17 protein-coding genes are annotated in these 19,717 nt (G+C 33.4%); 14 read left to right on the top strand and 3 right to left on the bottom strand.

What is annotated here, in order from left to right; genetic code table 11:
- Positions 1–8 precede the first annotated feature (8 nt).
- Positions 9–1,025, bottom strand: a complete 1,017-nt coding sequence (locus TERY_RS21865; protein WP_011613829.1) for a BsuBI/PstI family type II restriction endonuclease — start codon at positions 1,023–1,025, stop codon at positions 9–11.
- Positions 1,026–1,034: 9 nt separating this feature from the next.
- On the bottom strand, positions 1,035–2,048 hold the full coding sequence (locus TERY_RS21860; protein ID WP_011613828.1) for a DNA cytosine methyltransferase: 1,014 nt from the start codon (positions 2,046–2,048) through the stop codon (positions 1,035–1,037).
- 821 nt (positions 2,049–2,869) lie between these two features.
- Between TERY_RS21860 and TERY_RS21850 the strand changes: the two genes are divergently transcribed.
- From TERY_RS21850 to TERY_RS37605, 12 genes are all read left to right on the top strand, one after another.
- On the top strand, positions 2,870–3,655 hold the full coding sequence (locus tag TERY_RS21850) for a hypothetical protein (RefSeq protein WP_011613827.1): 786 nt from the start codon (positions 2,870–2,872) through the stop codon (positions 3,653–3,655).
- Positions 3,656–3,844: 189 nt separating this feature from the next.
- Positions 3,845–4,063 carry an alpha/beta fold hydrolase gene (locus tag TERY_RS37640; protein ID WP_370496085.1) on the top strand — a complete coding sequence of 73 codons (219 nt, stop codon included), beginning with the start codon at positions 3,845–3,847 and terminating at the stop codon, positions 4,061–4,063.
- 15 nt (positions 4,064–4,078) lie between these two features.
- Positions 4,079–4,174, top strand: coding sequence for an alpha/beta fold hydrolase (locus TERY_RS37635; RefSeq protein ID WP_370496083.1), 96 nt, complete (start codon positions 4,079–4,081; stop codon positions 4,172–4,174).
- A 29-nt stretch (positions 4,175–4,203) separates the two neighbouring features.
- Complete coding sequence (locus TERY_RS37630; protein WP_370496081.1) at positions 4,204–4,503, top strand: hypothetical protein; 300 nt, start codon at positions 4,204–4,206, stop codon at positions 4,501–4,503.
- A gap of 17 nt (positions 4,504–4,520) precedes the next feature.
- The gene (locus TERY_RS37625; protein ID WP_370496079.1) at positions 4,521–4,736 is read left to right on the top strand and encodes an alpha/beta fold hydrolase; all 216 of its coding nucleotides are present in this window, start codon (positions 4,521–4,523) and stop codon (positions 4,734–4,736) included.
- A gap of 976 nt (positions 4,737–5,712) precedes the next feature.
- On the top strand, positions 5,713–6,933 hold the full coding sequence (gene ispG, locus TERY_RS21840) for a (E)-4-hydroxy-3-methylbut-2-enyl-diphosphate synthase (RefSeq protein WP_011613826.1): 1,221 nt from the start codon (positions 5,713–5,715) through the stop codon (positions 6,931–6,933).
- Between the two features lie 1,204 nt (positions 6,934–8,137).
- The gene (locus TERY_RS37620; protein WP_370496077.1) at positions 8,138–8,353 is read left to right on the top strand and encodes a hypothetical protein; all 216 of its coding nucleotides are present in this window, start codon (positions 8,138–8,140) and stop codon (positions 8,351–8,353) included.
- A gap of 326 nt (positions 8,354–8,679) precedes the next feature.
- On the top strand, positions 8,680–8,955 hold the full coding sequence (locus tag TERY_RS37615) for a reverse transcriptase domain-containing protein (RefSeq protein ID WP_011613825.1): 276 nt from the start codon (positions 8,680–8,682) through the stop codon (positions 8,953–8,955).
- Positions 8,956–9,166: 211 nt separating this feature from the next.
- A complete protein-coding gene (locus tag TERY_RS37610; RefSeq protein WP_370497304.1) occupies positions 9,167–9,415 on the top strand; it encodes a hypothetical protein in 249 nt (82 codons plus the stop codon).
- Positions 9,416–9,561: 146 nt separating this feature from the next.
- Positions 9,562–9,774: a hypothetical protein gene (locus tag TERY_RS31360; protein ID WP_063823354.1), complete on the top strand. Its 213-nt coding sequence runs from the start codon at positions 9,562–9,564 to the stop codon at positions 9,772–9,774.
- Positions 9,775–10,764: 990 nt separating this feature from the next.
- On the top strand, positions 10,765–12,057 hold the full coding sequence (gene ctpC / locus TERY_RS21830; protein ID WP_011613824.1) for a carboxyl-terminal processing protease CtpC: 1,293 nt from the start codon (positions 10,765–10,767) through the stop codon (positions 12,055–12,057).
- Positions 12,058–12,451: 394 nt separating this feature from the next.
- Positions 12,452–12,577: a hypothetical protein gene (locus TERY_RS37605; protein ID WP_370496074.1), complete on the top strand. Its 126-nt coding sequence runs from the start codon at positions 12,452–12,454 to the stop codon at positions 12,575–12,577.
- A 1,840-nt stretch (positions 12,578–14,417) separates the two neighbouring features.
- Here the strand turns inward: TERY_RS37605 and TERY_RS21825 are convergent.
- Positions 14,418–15,878 carry a DUF2252 family protein gene (locus tag TERY_RS21825; RefSeq protein ID WP_011613823.1) on the bottom strand — a complete coding sequence of 487 codons (1,461 nt, stop codon included), beginning with the start codon at positions 15,876–15,878 and terminating at the stop codon, positions 14,418–14,420.
- Between the two features lie 959 nt (positions 15,879–16,837).
- Between TERY_RS21825 and TERY_RS21820 the strand changes: the two genes are divergently transcribed.
- Entirely contained in the window at positions 16,838–18,559 is a 1,722-nt protein-coding gene (locus TERY_RS21820; protein WP_052845855.1) for an iron uptake porin, read from the top strand.
- Positions 18,560–18,576: 17 nt separating this feature from the next.
- Positions 18,577–19,437, top strand: a complete 861-nt coding sequence (locus tag TERY_RS21815) for a transporter substrate-binding domain-containing protein (protein ID WP_011613821.1) — start codon at positions 18,577–18,579, stop codon at positions 19,435–19,437.
- Positions 19,438–19,717 lie beyond the last annotated feature (280 nt).

Below are 19,717 nucleotides of genomic sequence, written 5' to 3'. Positions count from 1 at the left end.
ATTTTTTTTCAAGTATTAGTTATTTGAGGATAAGGACCTAAAAATTTTTCACCATTAAAATGAATTATATGGTCTGGTACATCAGCTATCCAAACTTCCGTTTCCCAAGCAATATCAACAGCAAACTTGCGAAAAGTATGATGGTCTAAAAAAGCAGTGACAAAAATTATGTCCGCCTTACATTTTTCTGTCAACTTTTTAAATTCTAACAAACGTACATTAGAAATTACGCCTGAACTATGAACAGCTTCTACCAAATAAAGCCAATTTTTATTTTCTGAATAAGCTACTATGTCCGGTAATTCACCATCAGATAATTCAAAAAAATTTAGTTCTCTAAGTCTAGTTTTTTCTAAATGTAAAAACTTTTTAGCTGTATCCCCGACATATAAAATTTCTGCACCATAACCATATCTAGGTAAAAATTTTTCAATAATTGCTTTCTGTAATTCATTATGTTTCCCAGGGCTAAAATTAAATATTTTACCAGAAGGAAATTTTACAGGAATTAAACTTATTTTTCGTTGACTAGAAAGCTGTTGTTTTAGAGTTACTTGATTAGACAAAAAAACCTTTGCTTCTTCTTCCCAATTATCTGAACCAAAATTTTTAATTAGATTTGCAAAATTAGGATTTAAAGCAAAAGACCTTGTACCATCATTTCTAGCAGAATTTGGATTAGCAGAACTAGGAATAATAATTCCGGCAAGAACGATTAATTTTAAATCTTTTCGGCGAATATCGTCATAAGAACTTTCAGATATTTGTTCATCAAAATAATTATTCCAGTACCTAATAATTTCTCTAGTTCTTAAAGCATGAAAATTATTAATTTTTCCCCATTCATTAATTTTCTTAACGTTAGCCACAGCCAAAAAAGCCATGGCCATTCTTTCCAATTGTCTTTGAGTCATTCCCTCAATAGGTATACCAAATTTAGAAATAATGTACAAAGCTTCATTGATTAACTTTTGGAGTTGTTGAGATTTATCTGACCTAATAAAATACTGGGGAATTTCAGACATTTTAAATTATTAAAAAGGTAAAGATAATTGTACAGGAATAATTTTTTGTGAAATTTCCTCTGGTGATAATTTTTTCCCAGACTCTAAATAACTCCTAATACTGCCCGCCAAATGAAAAGCAAATAAAGGAGGAACTGCATTTCCAATCTGCTTAAAACAACTAGCTTCTTTTCCTACAAATTCAAACCAGTCAGGAAAACTTTGTAATCTTGCAGCTTCTCTTAAGAATAAACGTCTTCTTCTCCCATCCGGCAATTTTATTCGGTGCATATCGCCAGTAGGAGCTGAAATATTTCGACAAGTTAAAGTTCTAGCAGGTTTATCTAAATATAAGTCACGAGGTTGTTTACAACTAGAAGCTTTTTCATATTTTTCTATATATTTATCCATACTTGGAGTTAGAAATTTTGACTCTGGAGGGGCGTGAAATGCCATTTCTTCTAATGCTTCTCCAACAGTTACTTTTTTATCTAAAACTTGAGGAAATGTAAACTCACCTTTATGCCCAATAACTATGACTCTTTGACGATTTTGAGGTACACCAAAATCAACAGTATTTAACAATTTAACCTCAATAATATAACCCAAAGATTGAAGTGCTTGAGTAATTTCATCCAAATACCATTTATTCCGATAAAGCAACCCTCGTACATTTTCAAATAACCAAATTTCGGGCTTTAATTTTGCCACGGCATTAATAAAAATAGGAAAACCATCTCGGGAATCTTGTAAACCTTTTTGCTTTCCACCAACACTAAAAGGTTGACAAGGAGGACCACCAATTATTACCTTTCCAGGAGGTAATTTTGTTTCTGAAGTCAGAGCAATTTGAGTGCAATTACCTTTTAAATTTTTATTATAAGTTGCACAACAATCAGCATTCATTTCAAAACCATGAGTTGTAAAACCTTGTGCTTCAAAACCTAGAGATAAACCACCACACCCAGCAAATATATCGATAACTAAATTAGCCTGATTAATAGATGGTTTAAGGAAATGATTTATTTTATATATGTAGTTCATATAAGATTAGCTGATAACCTTTTTATTAATAACTTTTAATTATTCCTAGAGACTAATCCCCCTTCAGTATGATAATGAATTAATAGCTCATAGCTAATGACTAAATACTTATGTTTGCCTTCACTAATAAATAAAAGGAAAAATTATGATTTGAATAACTGTTTTATCTTTGTTTAAAGGTTAACATTAATTATAAAAAATATTTCTGCTATTCCCTATTCCCTATTTTTAATATTTGTAAAATTTCAGGGAAACCGTTATATACTTACTAAATAAGCATTGGACTAACTCATCGTTAGTTCTGAGCTTAACCACGAATGAAGCAACCATTTGCTTAACTAATGCTAAATTTTTATTTTAGAATTTTCAACAAGAACGACCAGCTTTAATTTTCAACTCAAGGTAATGAAATTAATAGCTAACTGTTGAGTGTTTACTTTACTAATTCTAAATTAAGTCAATAGGAGCTGAAATTATAATAACTATGTTAGAAAGTCAACAAGAAATCTGCCCAATGTGTCAAGCCAAAATAGTGGGTGGAGCTCAAGGATTACTTTTTCTGGACTACCTCATACTTGATACAAGCTATAGGAGTTTATCTGCCCATATATATGTCCATAAATGGGGTAAAAGGTTCTATAAATCAAGATATAGATGTAGTTGGGAGGATGAAAACCGAAGATTACTATAGCTCTGATATTTCCTAGTATGATTGACCCTTTAATTTGTAGCTTTCTTGTTTCTGGATAAAGATGATATCATATACTGTCTTTTGTTAAATAGTAAATAGTGCTGATTTGATCATACAGTGAAATTAAATAATGAATCAGACTGTAGCGTTTATAATAGGATGTGTTCTCACAGGGGTTTTAATTGTCCTTTTGCTTATGGGTTGGATGGTGTTTGGCAAGTCATCCCCTGATGAGCAGATGAACTTGCAAATACCATCCCCTTTACCGTCAGTAACATTTTCTTCTCCTCCAAAAGTTTCTCCTTCTCCTCTAGTAAGTACTTTACCTCAACCATTACCACTACCACCACCACCTATTTCAATTCCTTCTACTCCTAATTTTAAGGATTATAGATTGGAACAAGAAATTAGAAATCAATCTGAACAACAACGTTCAGCTTACGATCAACTGAAAACTCAAATACAACAACAATTACTTGATACACGACAGTTAAAAACTCAATTAGAACAACAGTGGGGAGAAATACAACAACTCAGACTGCAACAAGATCAACTCAGGCTCGAAAATGACCGACTATTGGTTCAAGTCCAACAGCAAGAACGTTTAATTTCTGGCTTAAGTCTACAGCAAGGTATAGATAGTTATAATAGAAGATCTTCAAATAGTTCTCCAAGTTATTTAGAAAAAGGTTTACTATGGTTTATTGCGGGAATAATCTTAGCTGTTTTACTTTTAGGTGGTGGGATTATTTTAATTGGGATGATTATTTTATTTGCCCAACCTCAACGCCGAACTTCTTACAATAATAAGACTACGACTCAAAATATTAATGTTCCTTGGGAATACACAATTCATGACCAGAAACCAACTAAGTTTTTACCTCCTTATATTGATAGAAATAAAAGGATTAAATAATTAAATAAAGTAATAATTATTTGATTGGTAAAAAATGATAAAAAGTCCTATATTACAGACAATAAAATGATTAATAAATTACTCTAGATATAAAGGTGTTCAACAAATCAAAAAATATATTCCCATTTTTTATTGATTATTCCTGTGAGCATAGGCATTTAAAATTACAGTAATTGTTGGAAAATATTCATGTCAATCAAAGGGAATCTTTTTCCAAGCAATTTTATTCAAGTAAATGGTATTAATCTCCATTATGTTTCTCAAGGCTCAGGCCCATTAATGTTAATGTTATATGGATTCCCTGAATTTTGGTATTCTTGGAGATACCGAATACCTGAATTTGCTCAAGATGATAAAGTAGTTGCTCTAGATTTGAGGGGCTATAATGAAAGCGATAAACCTCAATAAAAGTCTGGTTATGTTATGGCAAAGTTGATCAAAGATATAGAAGAAGTAATCAAAGAATTAGGTTATAAAAACTGTATTTTAGTAGGACATGATGGGGGGGGGGAGCAATAGCTTGGTATTTTGCTTATGCACATCCATAAATGGTAGAAAAATTAATCGTAATGAATATTCCTCATCCGGCAAAATTTATGGAAGGATTAGGTACTCCAAAACAACTTTTAAGAAGTTGGTATATATTTTTCTTCCAGTTGCCTTTTTTACCTGAATTTATCTGGAGATTTAATGATTATCACGCTATTGCTTTTACATTTAAAAAGATGGCTGCTTCTAAATCTGCCTTTACTGAGGCAGATTTAGAAGCAGATAAAGGTGCTGCAGCTAAACGAGGTGCTTTAACTTCAATGATTAATTATTATCGTAATATTTTTTTTGCTTTTTAAATCAGCAAGAGTGGGGAGTGCTACAAATTGAAACTTTAATTATTTGGGGTAAAAATGATACGGCTTTAGGGATAGAATTAACTTATGGTACGGAAAAATATGTGGAAAGTTGGCAAATTCGTTATCTTCCTAACTGTAGCCATTGGGTACAACAAGAACAACCTGAATTAGTAAATCAATATATGGGAGAATTTTTGAGTAATAATGATAAAAAAAATTCCGAAGTTAGTTAATAGTAATAATTTTATTGCTGGCAATAAACTGTTGTTTTTGCTATCTAAAAATATTTGATATCTATCTATTAACAATAGTCAGCTTACTTCAAATGAAATTAGGCATTTATAGAATTAGATTTAGATAGATACAAAATATTATTAGGTTCTAATCCCCATAATTGAAAATGTTTTAAAGCTGAAAAATATGCTCTAATATTTTAATTACTATTTCTATTTTGAAGAGCAACAAAGTCTGAATTTTTACAATATTTATAAATTTAGTTATACTAAAAAAAATTGAATTTAAACTTATTTTTTCTTTGATAATTAATGTTTTAAAGTCTAAAAATATGCTCTAATGCTTTAATCACTATTTCTATTTTGAAGAGCAAAAAAGTCTAGATTTTGACAATATTTATAAATTTAGTTATACTAAAAAAACTTGTATTTAAACTTATTTTTTCTTTGATAATTTTGGCGTGTCTAATAACGACAAAGAAGAAATTATTTTTGACCTCAATGCAATGAATGTGATGAATTAATAGTTAAAGTTAGAAACTATTTGTAACATTATTTTTTTTACATTTTTAAATTGGTATGACAGACTTGGTATTTTAAGGCAATCTAAATGACGTAACCGACTATTGCATGACTTGCGCGTAGGGCTACAAATGTTTTTACGATCAGCTAATGGGTTATAATCGTCATGGTATTCCTCATCTACGATAGGGAGAAATTTCAACTTAAACCTAAGGAAATATGGAGATCAGAAGCTTAGAAAGTAGAAATAGAAAACCCAAAACTCAAATCAAATAGCTTATAATTATAGCATGACATCAATTACATTTTTAACAACTATGTAGATAATATGTAAGCGATCGCTACAGTTATCCAAATTATAAAGATCAAATTCAGCAGTTATATGTCAACCTGAAATATAGGAAAATAATAAACTACTAAACCGTTCGCTAGAGAAAAACAAAGATATTATATTATGCAAACCCTAGCAAACCCAAGCAAAACCCCAATAAACCAAGCTGTATTTGACACTACTATCCATCGGCGAAAAACTCGTTCTGTCAAAGTGGGTGATATAACCATCGGTGGTGGCCATCCAGTTGTAGTTCAGTCAATGATCAACGAAGATACTCTTGACATTGAGAGATCCGTAGCTGCTATTCGGCGTTTACATGAAATAGGTTGCGAAATTGTTCGTGTCACTGTCCCTAGTATAGCCCATGCTAAATCTCTAGGAGAAATCAAGCAAAAATTAGCAGAAACCTACAAACCTGTCCCACTGGTTGCCGACGTTCATCATAACGGCATGAAAATTGCTTTAGAAGTGGCCAAACAGGTTGATAAAGTGCGAATTAATCCTGGTTTATATGTATTTGAAAAGCCACAAGCTGAGAGAAACGAATATACTCAGGCAGAATTTGAAGAAATAGGTGATAAAATTCGCCAAACTCTAAAGCCCTTAGTAGTCTCTCTCAGAGACCAAAACAAAGCTATGCGCATTGGAGTTAATCATGGCTCCCTTTCTGAAAGGATGCTGTTTACTTATGGGGACACCCCAGAAGGTATGGTAGAGTCTGCCTTAGAATTTATCAAAATTTGTGAATCTTTAAAATACTACAATTTGGTAATTTCTCTGAAAGCTTCACGGGTGCCGGTAATGCTAGCTGCTTATCGATTAATGGTGAAGCGGATGGATGAACTAGGTATGCCCTACCCCCTACATTTGGGTGTGACAGAAGCGGGGGATGGAGATTATGGTCGAGTTAAGTCTACTGCTGGTATTGGCACACTGTTAGCAGAAGGAATAGGGGATACAATTCGCGTATCTTTAACTGAAGCACCCGAAAAAGAGATTCCAGTTTGTTACAGTATTTTGCAAGCCTTGGGTCTGCGAAAAACAATGGTAGAATATGTAGCTTGTCCCTCCTGTGGCCGAACCTTATTTAATCTGGAAAATGTTCTTCATGAAGTGCGGGAAGCAACAAAACATCTAACAGGATTGGATATTGCTGTCATGGGTTGTATTGTTAATGGTCCAGGAGAAATGGCTGATGCAGATTATGGTTATGTAGGCAAGCAATCTGGCTATATCTCGTTATATCGTGGGCGGGAAGAAATTAAGAAAGTCCACGAATCTCAAGGAGTTGAAGAATTGATTAATTTAATTAAAGCTGATGGGCGTTGGGTTGAACCGTAGTTTCTAATCAATCTGTTTGTGCTAGGAGTGTATTTTTACTACACTCCTAAACTAATTATCTGATGCTCTTGCCAAAATAAAATTAATTGTTGATGAATGTTTCAGCTCTGAGGTGTCAGGTTAAGGGGTGAAAATTTTACAAATTGAGCAACATGGGCGAGACTCACCACAAATTAACCTGGAAAATGCTATTTCTAGGTATTTCTAGGATTCGCTCTCACTCTCATGTAGCGCCTTTTGGGTAAGTCCTGAACATCTTAACTACCAAATTCATTGATTTTGGCTCGTTAAATTTGGATAACTTTTTACTTCAATCATTTTCTACCTTTGCTCTATAGTATGTGAGAATCGTTGGCCACTAAGCCTTTAATTAAGATATAAATGACCGTTCGAAGTCAATACATGAGGACAACCTCGAGTTGAAAATAACTCTTATTACCTTATGGGTGGAATTCCTATCACCTTGTTGTTAGGTTGACAGGGTAGGCCACGGGGTAGAAGCTAAATATCAATCCCCGAAGCTGGTCTAAATGGGGTCAAAGCTCTAACTACTAAATGAGTGAGACTTCTAGGAGAGACTGACAAGTGGACGAACAGGAAGGTAATTAAACACTTATTCTGCACAACCATCTCAAAGGTAGCTATGGGATGTAGGACGAAAATCAGAGGGGCAATGGATAATCTTATGTGATAGAGATTATCAACAACAAATACGAAACCTCCAGGGGATTTTACCCCATATTCGTCAGTCATAAAAAAGGAATAAGAGAATGAGAAAACCCCTATCTTGATAGCTAAGAATATTGGTGGAGAACAAAGGTGCACTCTTGGTAAAACTACACAATGGTTGTAGGTTTTAGAAGGAATAGAATTGGGTAAAAAGCAGTAATGCTAAGGTACCCACTGTTAGAAGTAATTAATGGTAACTATTAGGAATGAATAAAGCTAAAAATTTAAAATAAAATTGAATAACACAAAACTCTTTCTAAGTGTAGTATTTGATACTTATGATATATCCAGTCAAGCTAGTGTTAACCCAAATATTAAATGGAGAGACATTAACTTGAAGAGGGTAGAAAAATATGTTTTTAAGTTGTAAAAGTTAATTTACAGAGGATCCAGCTGTGGCAATATTCCCAGAGTGGGTAATTACCAAAAACTTCTGAGCAAAAGTTAGTACACAAGGTTGCTAACTGTTAGAGGTGTGACCCAAGACAACCAATGTAAGAAAACTGCTGGAATTAATGGAATCAAGAATTTGCCACCCATGGAAAGATTTAACTTGGTAGATATCCTAAAAACGGATTTTCTGAAAGCAAGCCCTACCCGCAGAGTCACCGACAGCAAAACCAGGATGAGAAGAAAAACGCCCATTAGGCATCCCAACAATGTATGGTCTGGTACTTCAAACACTGGTTAAATTAGTTAGGTCACAGCTAGTCGGAGGTAATTTTTGAACCTAATAGCTATAGTCTTTTCTGGAGATCAACACATGATGCTACTTCAGCAATATACCTAAGCATTAATAAAAAACTAAATATGTGCTTGATGCTGATATATCTAAATTTTTTGACCAAATTAACGATGATGCACTGTTGAGAAAAATAGGTCAAAAACCCTACAGGAAATTAATCAAATAATGGTTAAAATCTGAGGTATTCGATAGTACAAAGTTCTCAAACACTGTGGAAGGTAAACCACAGGGAGATGTAATTTTTCTAAAGTGCAAACATCGCCCTACACGGGATGGAAGAATGCTTAAATAAGTTTGCCGAATCCTTTTCAGGAAGAAAGCTAGAGAATAAAAAAGCACTATCCTTCATTCGCTATGCTGATGACTTTGTTATCCTAAACAAAGACCTCAAAGTAGTTTTACAAGCAAAAGCCGTAATGCAGGAATGGTTAACCCAGATAGAATTAGAACTAAAACCAGAAAAAACTAGAATTACCCATACTTTGGAGGAATATGAAGGAAATAAACCCGGATTCGGATTTTACTTCCTAGTATTCATTATGAGGTAATAGAAAGTTAAGTAAATCAAACAAGGATTTAAGATACTGATAAAACCATCTAATTAGAGTATAAAAATTCATTATCGGAAATTGGCAGAAATATGTAATACACATAAAACTGTTCTAGTAAAAGCTCTAATAGTCAAACTAAATTCGGTAATAATATGATAACTACTTCTGTGCCCAAGTCAGCAAAGAAGTATTCCATAAATTAGATAATATTCTTTGGAAAAGATTAGGTCGATGGACAAATAGAAGGCATCCAAATAAGTTAGCCAAATGGGTGACAGAAAAGTACTTACCCTCTATCTCTAACACCCGAGTTTGGGTATTAAATGACAAAGGATATATACTAAGCCTACACTCAGATGTAACTATTGCAAGGTATGTTAAGGTAAAGGATAACAAATCCCCTGATGACGGCGAATGGACTTATTGGAGCAATAGAATCGGAAATATCAAGGCATAAGGAAATAGGTAACGGTAAGATTAAAACGATAAAAGAACAGATGCGCATTATGTGTAGCTATATTCAAACCAACAGACTTGATGGAAATAGAGCATATAACACCTAAATCTAAAGGTGTTGACAATACATACAAAGACAAATAACTGTTGGACCGACATTGCTACGATACTAAGACAGCCTTAGATAGTAAAACATATCAAAAAGCAAAATTACAGGATTTACCTGAGGGATATATATGGGTAAACGATATTTTAGTACTAGAAGAGAAAGGATGTACCTATGACAAAGGAGGTCTAAGAGAGGAGCTGTTTGAGGTTAAAGTCTCACGAACGGTTTTGAAGAGGAGTCGGTTAGGGTAACTTATCTGGCGAATGTTTAACCAAACCTAAAACCACCAAACTTACTAATTATCTTTGCTGTTTACCACTAAACCTACTAAAACGTAACATATTTGGAAGTACTAATGGCCAGTAATTATCTAACCGAAATTACACAGGTTAAAATTTAGTATCTCAGAGTAACCATTCAAAGTCTGGCCTGATAATATTTAATAATTATGAAAATATATAGGTAAAAATAGATTATTCTGTTATAATATGATGCTTTTATTTTTAATAAAATAGGATGTTATATAGCTTCTAAACATAAAATAACTCTTGTAGTATTTTTATCCTATAAAATATGGAATATAATAAATTATGGTTATTAGTGATAAAAAAAACACAAATAGCTTGAGGTTGCATACAATTTACCACAGTGACTTATCGTTTTTTTTATGTAGCTTATTTAGCTGAAAACTCCTGTAAACTCAAAATTTCATTATATCACTTATCCGGAATCTAAATTAGTTGGTTTGGATATATATAAAATGACAATTTATTAGTGTGATTGAGTACGATAAAAGCTTGTAATTAATATTCATAGTGAGGAATATTCTATAAATTTTGCAAATAAATAGTAGTTTTAGAGGTCTTAAAAAAAGTTGAGAACAACTAAATTTAGGTAATCAGGATAGTAAAAAAAATAAATCTTAGGACTTAGGTAAAAATCGGATAGAGGAATAAAAGTTAGCTGAAATTACTCTTGAGCCTCACTCCATAATTTGTGATGCTTGTGTAATATGAATTAGCAGCAATTAAGTAGATTTAATACCTGTTTAGATATTCAATGTTACTCTGGAGTTAACTAAAACTCAATATATTTTTTAAAAGTATAAATTATTAGTCAAGAAGTTTGACTATAAACCTAGCAAAGAGAAGTGCTTCTAGGCAATAGTTACATATGCTAAATTAGGTTTAGCCTAGATGTAGTAATTATTGTTTAAATTCATTCAACATTCAACAAACAAAATGGTTATAGCAAAACGTGGACTTATCCTTGGTGTAACAGCATTAATGTTAACAGGCGTCACTGTAATTGGCGCTGGTATTCATCTTTCCTCTCAAGCATCATTAAGTAATAATGCTCCGAAAGAATTAATCGACGAAGTTTGGCAAATTATTGATAAAACTTATGTAGATGGTACTTTCAATCAAGTAGACTGGAAAGCAACTCGCAACGAGTATCTTGATAAAACATATACCAGTGAAGAACAAGCTTATGATGCGATTAAGGAAATGCTAAAAAAGTTAGACGATCCTTACACCCGCTTTATGGATCCCGAAGAGTTTAAAAATATGCAAATAGATACTTCTGGGGAACTAACAGGTGTAGGTATTCAGCTAACCCAAGACCCAGATTCAAAAAAATTGGTAGTTATTTCACCAATAGAAGATACTCCAGCTTTTGATGCAGGTATTCAAGCTAAGGATATTATTAGCAAAATTGACGGTCAAAGCACTAAGGGAATGAATATTAATGAGGCGGTAAGTCTGATTCGCGGTCCAATTGGTAGTCAAGTAATTTTAACTATTAAACGAGAAAATCTGGAAATAGAGTTTCCTATTGTTCGGGCAAAAATTGAAATTCATCCTGTTAAGTATTCTCAGAAAGAGAGTTACAATTCTTTAGGCAAAGTTGGTTATATTCGCTTAAGCCAATTTAGTGCGAATGCTGCTGGTGAGATGCGAGAGGCAATAGGTAATTTGGAAACTCAGAAGGTATCAGGTTATATTCTGGATTTACGTTCTAATCCTGGTGGATTGCTATATGCTAGCATAGAAATTGCTAGGATGTGGCTAAAGCGGGGAGATATTGTTTCCACGGTAGACCGCAATGGTGTCACTGATCGCCAAAAGGCTAATAATAGGTCTTTGACAGATAAGCCTTTGGTGGTTATGGTAGATGGGGGGTCTGCAAGTGCCAGTGAGATTCTTTCTGGTGCACTGCAAGATAACAAGCGAGCGACATTAGTCGGGACAAAGACTTTTGGTAAAGGGTTAGTGCAGTCAGTGCGTAGTGTTGGTAAGGGTGCAGGGATAGCGGTGACGATCGCTAAATACTTTACCCCTAATGGTCGCGATATTAACAAATTGGGAATTCAACCAGATGTAAAAATACCCCTGAGTGAAAAACAAAAAGAAACTTTGCAAAAAAATCGTGACAAAATAGGTACTATAGAAGCAGATCCTCAATACGCAAAAGCATTAGACATCTTAAATAAAGAAATTGCTGAATTCCAAAATCAGACAGCTCAGTGGTAGCCATACTGGCATTAGGGTACATAAGCTGTTGGCTATAATCTGGTATAATCTATAATCAGATGTAATTATCTTTATTTGTGCTGCTTGAATTGAAAACTGAACTGCACCCAAATAACCAGCGAAAAACGAAACTTAGCCCGCGTACGCGGGTGTAGCAGGTCATGTAAGGAAGCTGGGGATGGGGATTATATTTAACCCGATATTGAATCATAACTAGGGTATACCTGAGAGCAAAATCAAATTTCTGATTACAATTGACCTGCATAAACTTTTAGTAGCAATGGTTAAACCGAAAAAACTTTTGGTACTACGAGGTTTCACTGAACATCTTTGTAATATCGTTTGAGGTATTGTTTCAGTTGCTTGGAAACGAAGATTCACTAAAGTGTCGGAAGTGCCTAAATTTCAGAAAAAAGGTAGAGATGATAGTTTCACCCTTGATGGTTCCATGCCTACCCCCAGTCCTTCTCAGGAGGAGATGGGAGTGGGTCATAAAAATTACCTCAAATTGGATGGGTGAAAGTGAAAGCTTATGAAATCTTACCTGATAATATTAATCCCAATTCTGTAACTATTAGCAGAAAAGCTAATAAATAGTTTGTCAGCTTTAAAGTAGAAACTATAACTCAAAATACTGAGAAGTCAGTGGATGTAGTTAGTGTTAATTTAGGTGTAAAATAATTGGCTACGTTATCTACTGGTAAAGTATTTCCAGGTGCTAAATCTTACATAAAGTTTTAAAATTGCGAACACTGTAATTAAAGGTCGTGAGCTAGACTTGAATGCAGGGTTAAATTTAGCTAATGGAGTTCAGTTACTAAGGGTGTGCCAGGGGAGCTGGATAACGCTGACGTTGGCTGGGTGAAGCACTGAATAGAACTGATATAACCAAGAAAATAATAGATTTATGTAAATAATCATAGTTTTTTCAGAACGGAATAGTCGGAGATTGGAAAAACCACTTTTCTTCTGAAGAGAATATAATTCTTAATGCTCTATATCAATTGATAATGGCACAATATAGTCTGGAATTTGAATTTGAGTTGATCTTCTTGAATTGAAGTAGTTGTCAATAAAAGAAAATTTTAAACACATCTTTTCAACAGTTAGAATGTTGTGAGTCTCTCACTAGAGAGTCGTTGCTTGCATTGCTTATGAAAATTTCTTTATAGCAGTCGAAACAAAGATTAGGATATTGCGAAATCTGAAAATTCAGTCAGAGATTACTTTTACTTCTTTCTTACCTATAGTCCTATACTTCGACTGCTATACTTTGTACGGACGCTTTTATGCAACCTCCCTAGGTAAGAGAAAGGGTAAGCTACCCCCATTCCCTCGGAGGGAGGGTAGTAAGAGGAGTGGGTAATTTCAAACGAGAAAGTCGCGCGCAAACTGCAAGGTTTACGAATATGTGAGTTTAAAGTTGGTTAACATAAAGTATATGAGGGCCAAGATAGGAAAGCTGAAAATTTTTTGCTCAAGGGAACTAGCATTAGTTCCATGATCATTAACAGTAATTAAAAATTTAGCTAATAGATACTTTCTGAGTTTTGTGGTAGAAATTTTGCTACTAACTTTAACTAATTAAAAAGATTTGCTGTAAAAATAGGAAAAAGTATTTATCAAGATGAGTTTAGCCTCAGAATTGAAACATCCTTCAATTAAAATGAAGTAATTTTTAATGGGGAATAACTAAAGTGTTTTTGAATAAAGATAGTGAAGCGATCGCTTTGTCACTCGGAGTACTGTATCCCATGAAGTTATAGTGAAGATAGACGATTTTTTTATCCACTATATATAGTTTCGCGTGGGTAAGTTCTGTTAACTAATAAACGATTACATTTACTTAAGTTTTTTCCCCTATATTCTCAGGATTATTATCTTCTTATTAAGGGGGTACCTACGGAGTTTTTCTCGCACTTGAAAATTTTTAATAGATAGGTTTTTTCTTCCAAGACTCAATTTTTCCATGAAATTTTTGCTTTGAGGGATTTTTATTAGCCACTTGCCTACTGTTTTTTCTAATGTACCCTAGTAGTGCCAATTTTTCTTGACTTTCAGTGTTAATATTTAATTTATCGCGATCGCTTTCTTGCAATATTTTTCTACTAGATTTTGAAGTGTAGAATATAAGTTATAATTATCCAGTATTTTTAATATCTTGAATGATAATATTACTTCCAGAGAGCAAGGTACTACTATTATACTTTAAATCAAAATAATTACAATTGTAATGTGCCACCACTAGCTGAGTTTGCCAACTAGAGCAGTAAATTTAATTAAAAAAAAATAGCTGCTTCAGTTTACTTAAAACAGCTACCTTGAGTATTTTTCCTTTTTTTTCAAAGTTTATTTAAACTTCAGTTTTCCTTATACCTATTATACCTATTTACAAAACTAGAATAATCAATATTTACTTGCTCTGCATAGTGAAGGGCTACGTCACTGACTAATTCTCTAAATTCTTTACCCCTACCATCGGTAATTTTTTTCACCTGTTTTTCTAAAGAATTAGGAATTAATTTTTCATCAAAATCTTGATCTGCTCTAGCATGATCAGTAGCCAAAATTTCTCCCAATTGTTTGGCAACTTCTATGAAGCTATTTTTATCTTCTAATTTGTAAGTTTTAAGAGACTCTTTATTGGGAGATATTTCTCGGACAGAATAATAACCAGAAAAATCTCCGTCAGTTAGATTCTTATCCACAAGTTTCATCCATCCTAAAAAGTCATCAGTATGTTTAATTAAAGCTTTATAAGCTATAGCATGACGTTGGGCAGTATTGACAAAAATACTGTCATAATTTAAGCGGTCATATAAGCTAAATAATCCATAAGCAGTAGGTTTATACTGACGTTTAATATCAAGAATATGGTCATCATCTAAATCATCAGTTTTTCCTTCTATTAACAGATAATAACGTGGTGTTCCTAATGACCCTAATCCAGCATTTAATCTTTGAGCAACATCTTTAACTGTAAAATATTTTTGGCTATATCTTACATTGCTAGAAAGGGTATCACTATAAGATATTATTTGTGATTTTATAGCTTTTTCGGCATCATTAGCTATTCCTAAATCTTCATTATTATCAATATCAAATAATCTTTTATTTTCTACAACTTTACTCCATTTATTTAGCATTTTTTCTCTTGTGTCTTTGGCTGCTTTTTTTATGGTATTTTCCACCTCTCCATAAGTATTTTTTTGAGTAAAATATATCTCAGTTTCATGATCATTGCCTACATAATCTTTTAGACTATGTAGATAGCTGTCACTAAAATTATCAATTATTTCTTTCTGGTCAGATTTATTCTTAAGAGAATTATCCTCAGCGACTAAAATAATACTGGTTGCTAAACGCCACAAATCATATTGATAATCAGCAACTATTGATTCATCAAAGTCATTCAGGTCAAAAATAATTTCTTCTTTGTCGTTATTATAAGCGCCAAAATTACCAATGTGACAATCACCTAAAATCCAAGTTTTTGTTTTAGTATTACCAAATTTACCAAGTCTACTATCATTGATAAAGTCTTGCCAAAATAAAGAGTTTGTTGCTCTAAAAAAATCAAATACTGATTCAGACATTCGGGCATATTTTTCAGTTTTTAACTCTTGTCGTTTCTGGGGTTCAGCACCTGATAAAATTAAGTTTGTATCTAATTCTATAGACTCCCAAACTTTTTGAATTCGCTGACTATTGTTAATAGGTTGAGCTAAAGTATTATTAGATAGTAAAAAACAGTTTATAATCAGAACTAAAATTATTACTATAAACTTACTTCGGGAAATTTTATGCAACTGATTCATCATTATTACTTCAAAATTGTCTCACATTATATTGATTGACTAATTCAGGTTTTATTGCACTCAATGGCTACAGTCAGGAATATAACAAATTTGAAAAATTTCTAGATATTCTTGAGTCTCATAAGTAATAACTGTTTTTAAAGCGTATTATTTTTTCCCAAAATAATTAAATTTGAAATTTGTATATCTCTCCACTTTTAATAATTTAAAAAGCTAGGAAAAATATAATGTACGATAATAGTTAATCATTACTTTTAAAGCTCTTAACTTAACTGTAGTATTTTTATCTACTTGTGTAGCAGCTTCAGTCAAGATAGATTTATCAACAGCTTCATATTTAAATGGAGAAGCAATAGGGTGATAATCATCAAGTTCAAAGATAATTTGAAATTTGTATATCTCTCCACTTTTAATGATTTAAAAAGCTAGGAAAAATATAATGTACGATAATAGTTAATCATTACTTTTAAAGCTCTTAACTTAACTGTAGTATTTTTATCTACTTGTGTAGCAGCTTCAGTCAAGATAGATTTATCAACAGCTTCATATTTAAATGGAGAAGCAATAGGGTGATAATCATCAAGTTCAAAGATAAATTGAGGTAAAAAAGAGAACCGAAAGAAAAATATATACTAGCTCTTTGAAATAGTCCCGACCTTGCCGTAATCAAATAAGGGAAACTCCATAAAGTCAGAGAAAAACTCACTAGAGTTTTAAAATAGGTAGTTTCCTACTATTGTTTTCCTCAAAAAATTAATACAATACTTCCTATTTGTCAAAGGAAGTCGCTTTTTATATAGTCAAATTTCAAATATGAGATGTAAACATGAGAAGAAAAGTATTTAGTAGTGTCATTTGTGTTTTAAAATCATAATACTTAATTGTAGTGCCAATAAAATTATCAAACTTAAAATATGAGACTGAAGTTTTGCAACATTGTAATTTTTCCCCTAGTTCTAGGAATGGGATGGGTTTTATCTATTGCCCACAGCAGTAAAGCCGAAAAACAAGTATCAAGTCAGGACATTGAGCAAGCTGCCCATATTTTAGAAAAAATGCAGGAGTACAACCCTCTCAACCAACCTCCGCCAAAATCTCAACCGCTTGCCAACTGGAAGGAAGAAAGCACAACCATAGTTAAAGAGACAAATGAGGGTATTTTAGGACAAATAGAACAATATAATCAACTCGACCAACATACAGAAATATCTGCCCCTTTAGAAAAAGTTAACTCTGTCAATCAACTTAGTGATATTTTACCTGTAGATTGGGCTTATAGTGCTCTCCAAGGATTAGCAGAACGTTATGATTGTTTATTAACCTCTCCAAATGCTACATTTAGTGGTAATAGAGCTATCAGTCGTTACGAATTTGCAGTAAATCTTAACGAATGTTTACAAGTTATTCAAAATCTGATTGAAGAATTCGATGAAACTTATATTACTCAAGAAGACTTAGCCAAAAGCCAAAGATTACAGGAAGATTTTGCTATTGAAATCGCCGATATTAAATCTCGCCTCAATGGCTTGGAAACTCGAACAGACATTCTGGAAGCTAATCAGTTTTCTACCACAACTTTGCTAAAAGGGGAAGTAGTGCTGGCTCTATATGATGCTTTTGGTAATGATGGTGAAGAGGATGCTACAGCAAGCGCCGATGATAGCCAAATAGGCTTTGGTCATAACTTAACGTTGAACTTTGATACTAGTTTTACAGGTAGAGACTTCCTCAGAACTAGGTTAAGAGCAGGAGACCTACCTGGAGTAAATACAGATACTGCCATGACCAATTTAAACAATGGCTCTCCACCTAATGATATAACGCGATTAACAGAAATATACTATATTTTTCCCCTCAACAAGGAAATGAGTATTTATATAGGAGCTGCTGGACTTGACTTCGATTTGATTGCTCCTGCACTTAATCCTAAACTAATTAGTGGTAATACAGGAAGTCTGGCCTTGTTCCCTGCTTATAGTCCCACTATCTATATTCAAGTAGGGGGTGCTGGTTTGGGTTATAGTTATCAAATTAACGATAATTTGAGGTTAGATGTTGCTTATCTGGGGGGTGCTCCTGGGGGTGGTACGGGAAAAGTTAACGATCCAAGAGAAGGAGGTGGAATTTTTAACGGTACAAATAGTGCTTATGCTCAGTTAACAGTTTCACCAAATTTAGATTTGGATTTTTCTTTTGCTTATGTAAGAGCATATTATACGGCAGATTTAGTTAATGTAGCAGGTTTTACAGGTAGTAGAAATGCTCAAAAACCTTTTGGCAAAGTGCCAACTTCAGCCGACCATTTTGGGTTTCAAAGTAGCTATCGCTGGGCACCATTTACGATTTCTGGTTGGGTTGGCTATAGCAATGCTGAAGCTGAAGCAGGCGATCGCGAAGGAGATGAAGCAGATATTTGGCATTGGGCAGTGACGGTAGCGATAAATGACTTAGTGTTTGAAAATGGAAGTTTAGGTCTTTCAGTTGGTCAACAGCCAAAATTGACTGATATTGACAATGGTGAGGATGACCCAGATACTTCTATACAATTTCAACTTTTCTACAATTATCGCATTTCAAATAATATAGATATAACGTCTGGTTTTTTTGTTGAGACCCAGCCGGAACATGATGATCGAAATGACCCTATTTGGGTATTTGTGACTCGAAGCACTTTGAGATTTTAATCTTCAAACTAACAATTATGAACAAGAAACTAAAAATTATTATTGCTTCATCCCTAGCATTCTTGGCGGCTATTTTTCCTCAAAAAATTAGTCATGCACAAACACAAGAAACAATCATTAGAAGAGAGTTAATAGTAGTAGGAGTTAGGGGAGATTCCCCTTGGTTTGGCTTCAGAAATGATGGAAAATGGACGGGATATTGTATAGATATTGCCTATGCTTTAGCGGACCGCCTTAGTGCCAACCAGCTCGATCCTATCAGGGTAAGATTAGTTACATCAACGACCCAAAGTCGTTGGGATTTGGTAACAAGTGGTAGGGTAGATTTAGAATGCGGTCCTAATTCTATTAGTGCTGAGCGTGAAGCCAAGCATGGTATTAATTTTTCTTCACCTTTTTTTATCACAGCAACACAAATTTTAGCTAAAAAAGGTAGACAAGAAGAAGATGTGAAAGTGGGTAATGCCACAGTTGGTGTAGTTAGGAATACTACTAATGAAAGCGATCTAAAGAGTGCTTATCCATTAGAAAAAATTGATAATAAATATTTAAGTAGAGAAGAAGGTGTTCAAGCTGTGATGGATGGTGAAGTTAGTGGTTTTGCTAGTGATGGAACTCTTTTGTTAGGTTCAGCGGAGATGATGAACTTGGATATAGAAAATGATTATACTTTTATTACTATTAATCAAGAAAATGGCCGTCCTTTTTGTGCTGGTTATGGCTTCATACTTCCAGGAGGGGAAGATAATTCTAGTTGGCAAAGGTATATTAATGACTTTCTTGCTCATAATAAAAAAGCCCAAAGAATTAGAAAAAAATGGTTGGGTAATTTAAGCGAGAATAGTCAAAGAATTTATGATGCTTGTACTCAGAAATAGGGAGTAGATACCTTGTATGAAAGTCCCTAAGCTAGTGGGGGAGGCTTGAGCTAGCTCAAAATTTAGAAGTCTAAGAGTTATCAATGGGCTAGTTCAAGTCATTAAGTAATAAAATTTGTCAACTCAAGAAAATCTATTGTTAAAAAAAACTAATGCAATGTAAGTTCTCTACTCAAAAAAATGACAGGGAAAAGTAAAATTTCCTTTTAGTTATGTTGTTAAATTAGAGAACTTTAGACCTTTTTTCTTCAAAATGAGAATTGCTAATGTAAACTTTGTA

The organism is Trichodesmium erythraeum IMS101 (assembly GCF_000014265.1).
In the GTDB taxonomy this organism is placed as follows: domain Bacteria; phylum Cyanobacteriota; class Cyanobacteriia; order Cyanobacteriales; family Microcoleaceae; genus Trichodesmium; species Trichodesmium erythraeum.
The sequence above is the reverse complement of the archived record's forward strand: the minus strand, read 5'-3'. Positions and strand labels throughout refer to the sequence as shown.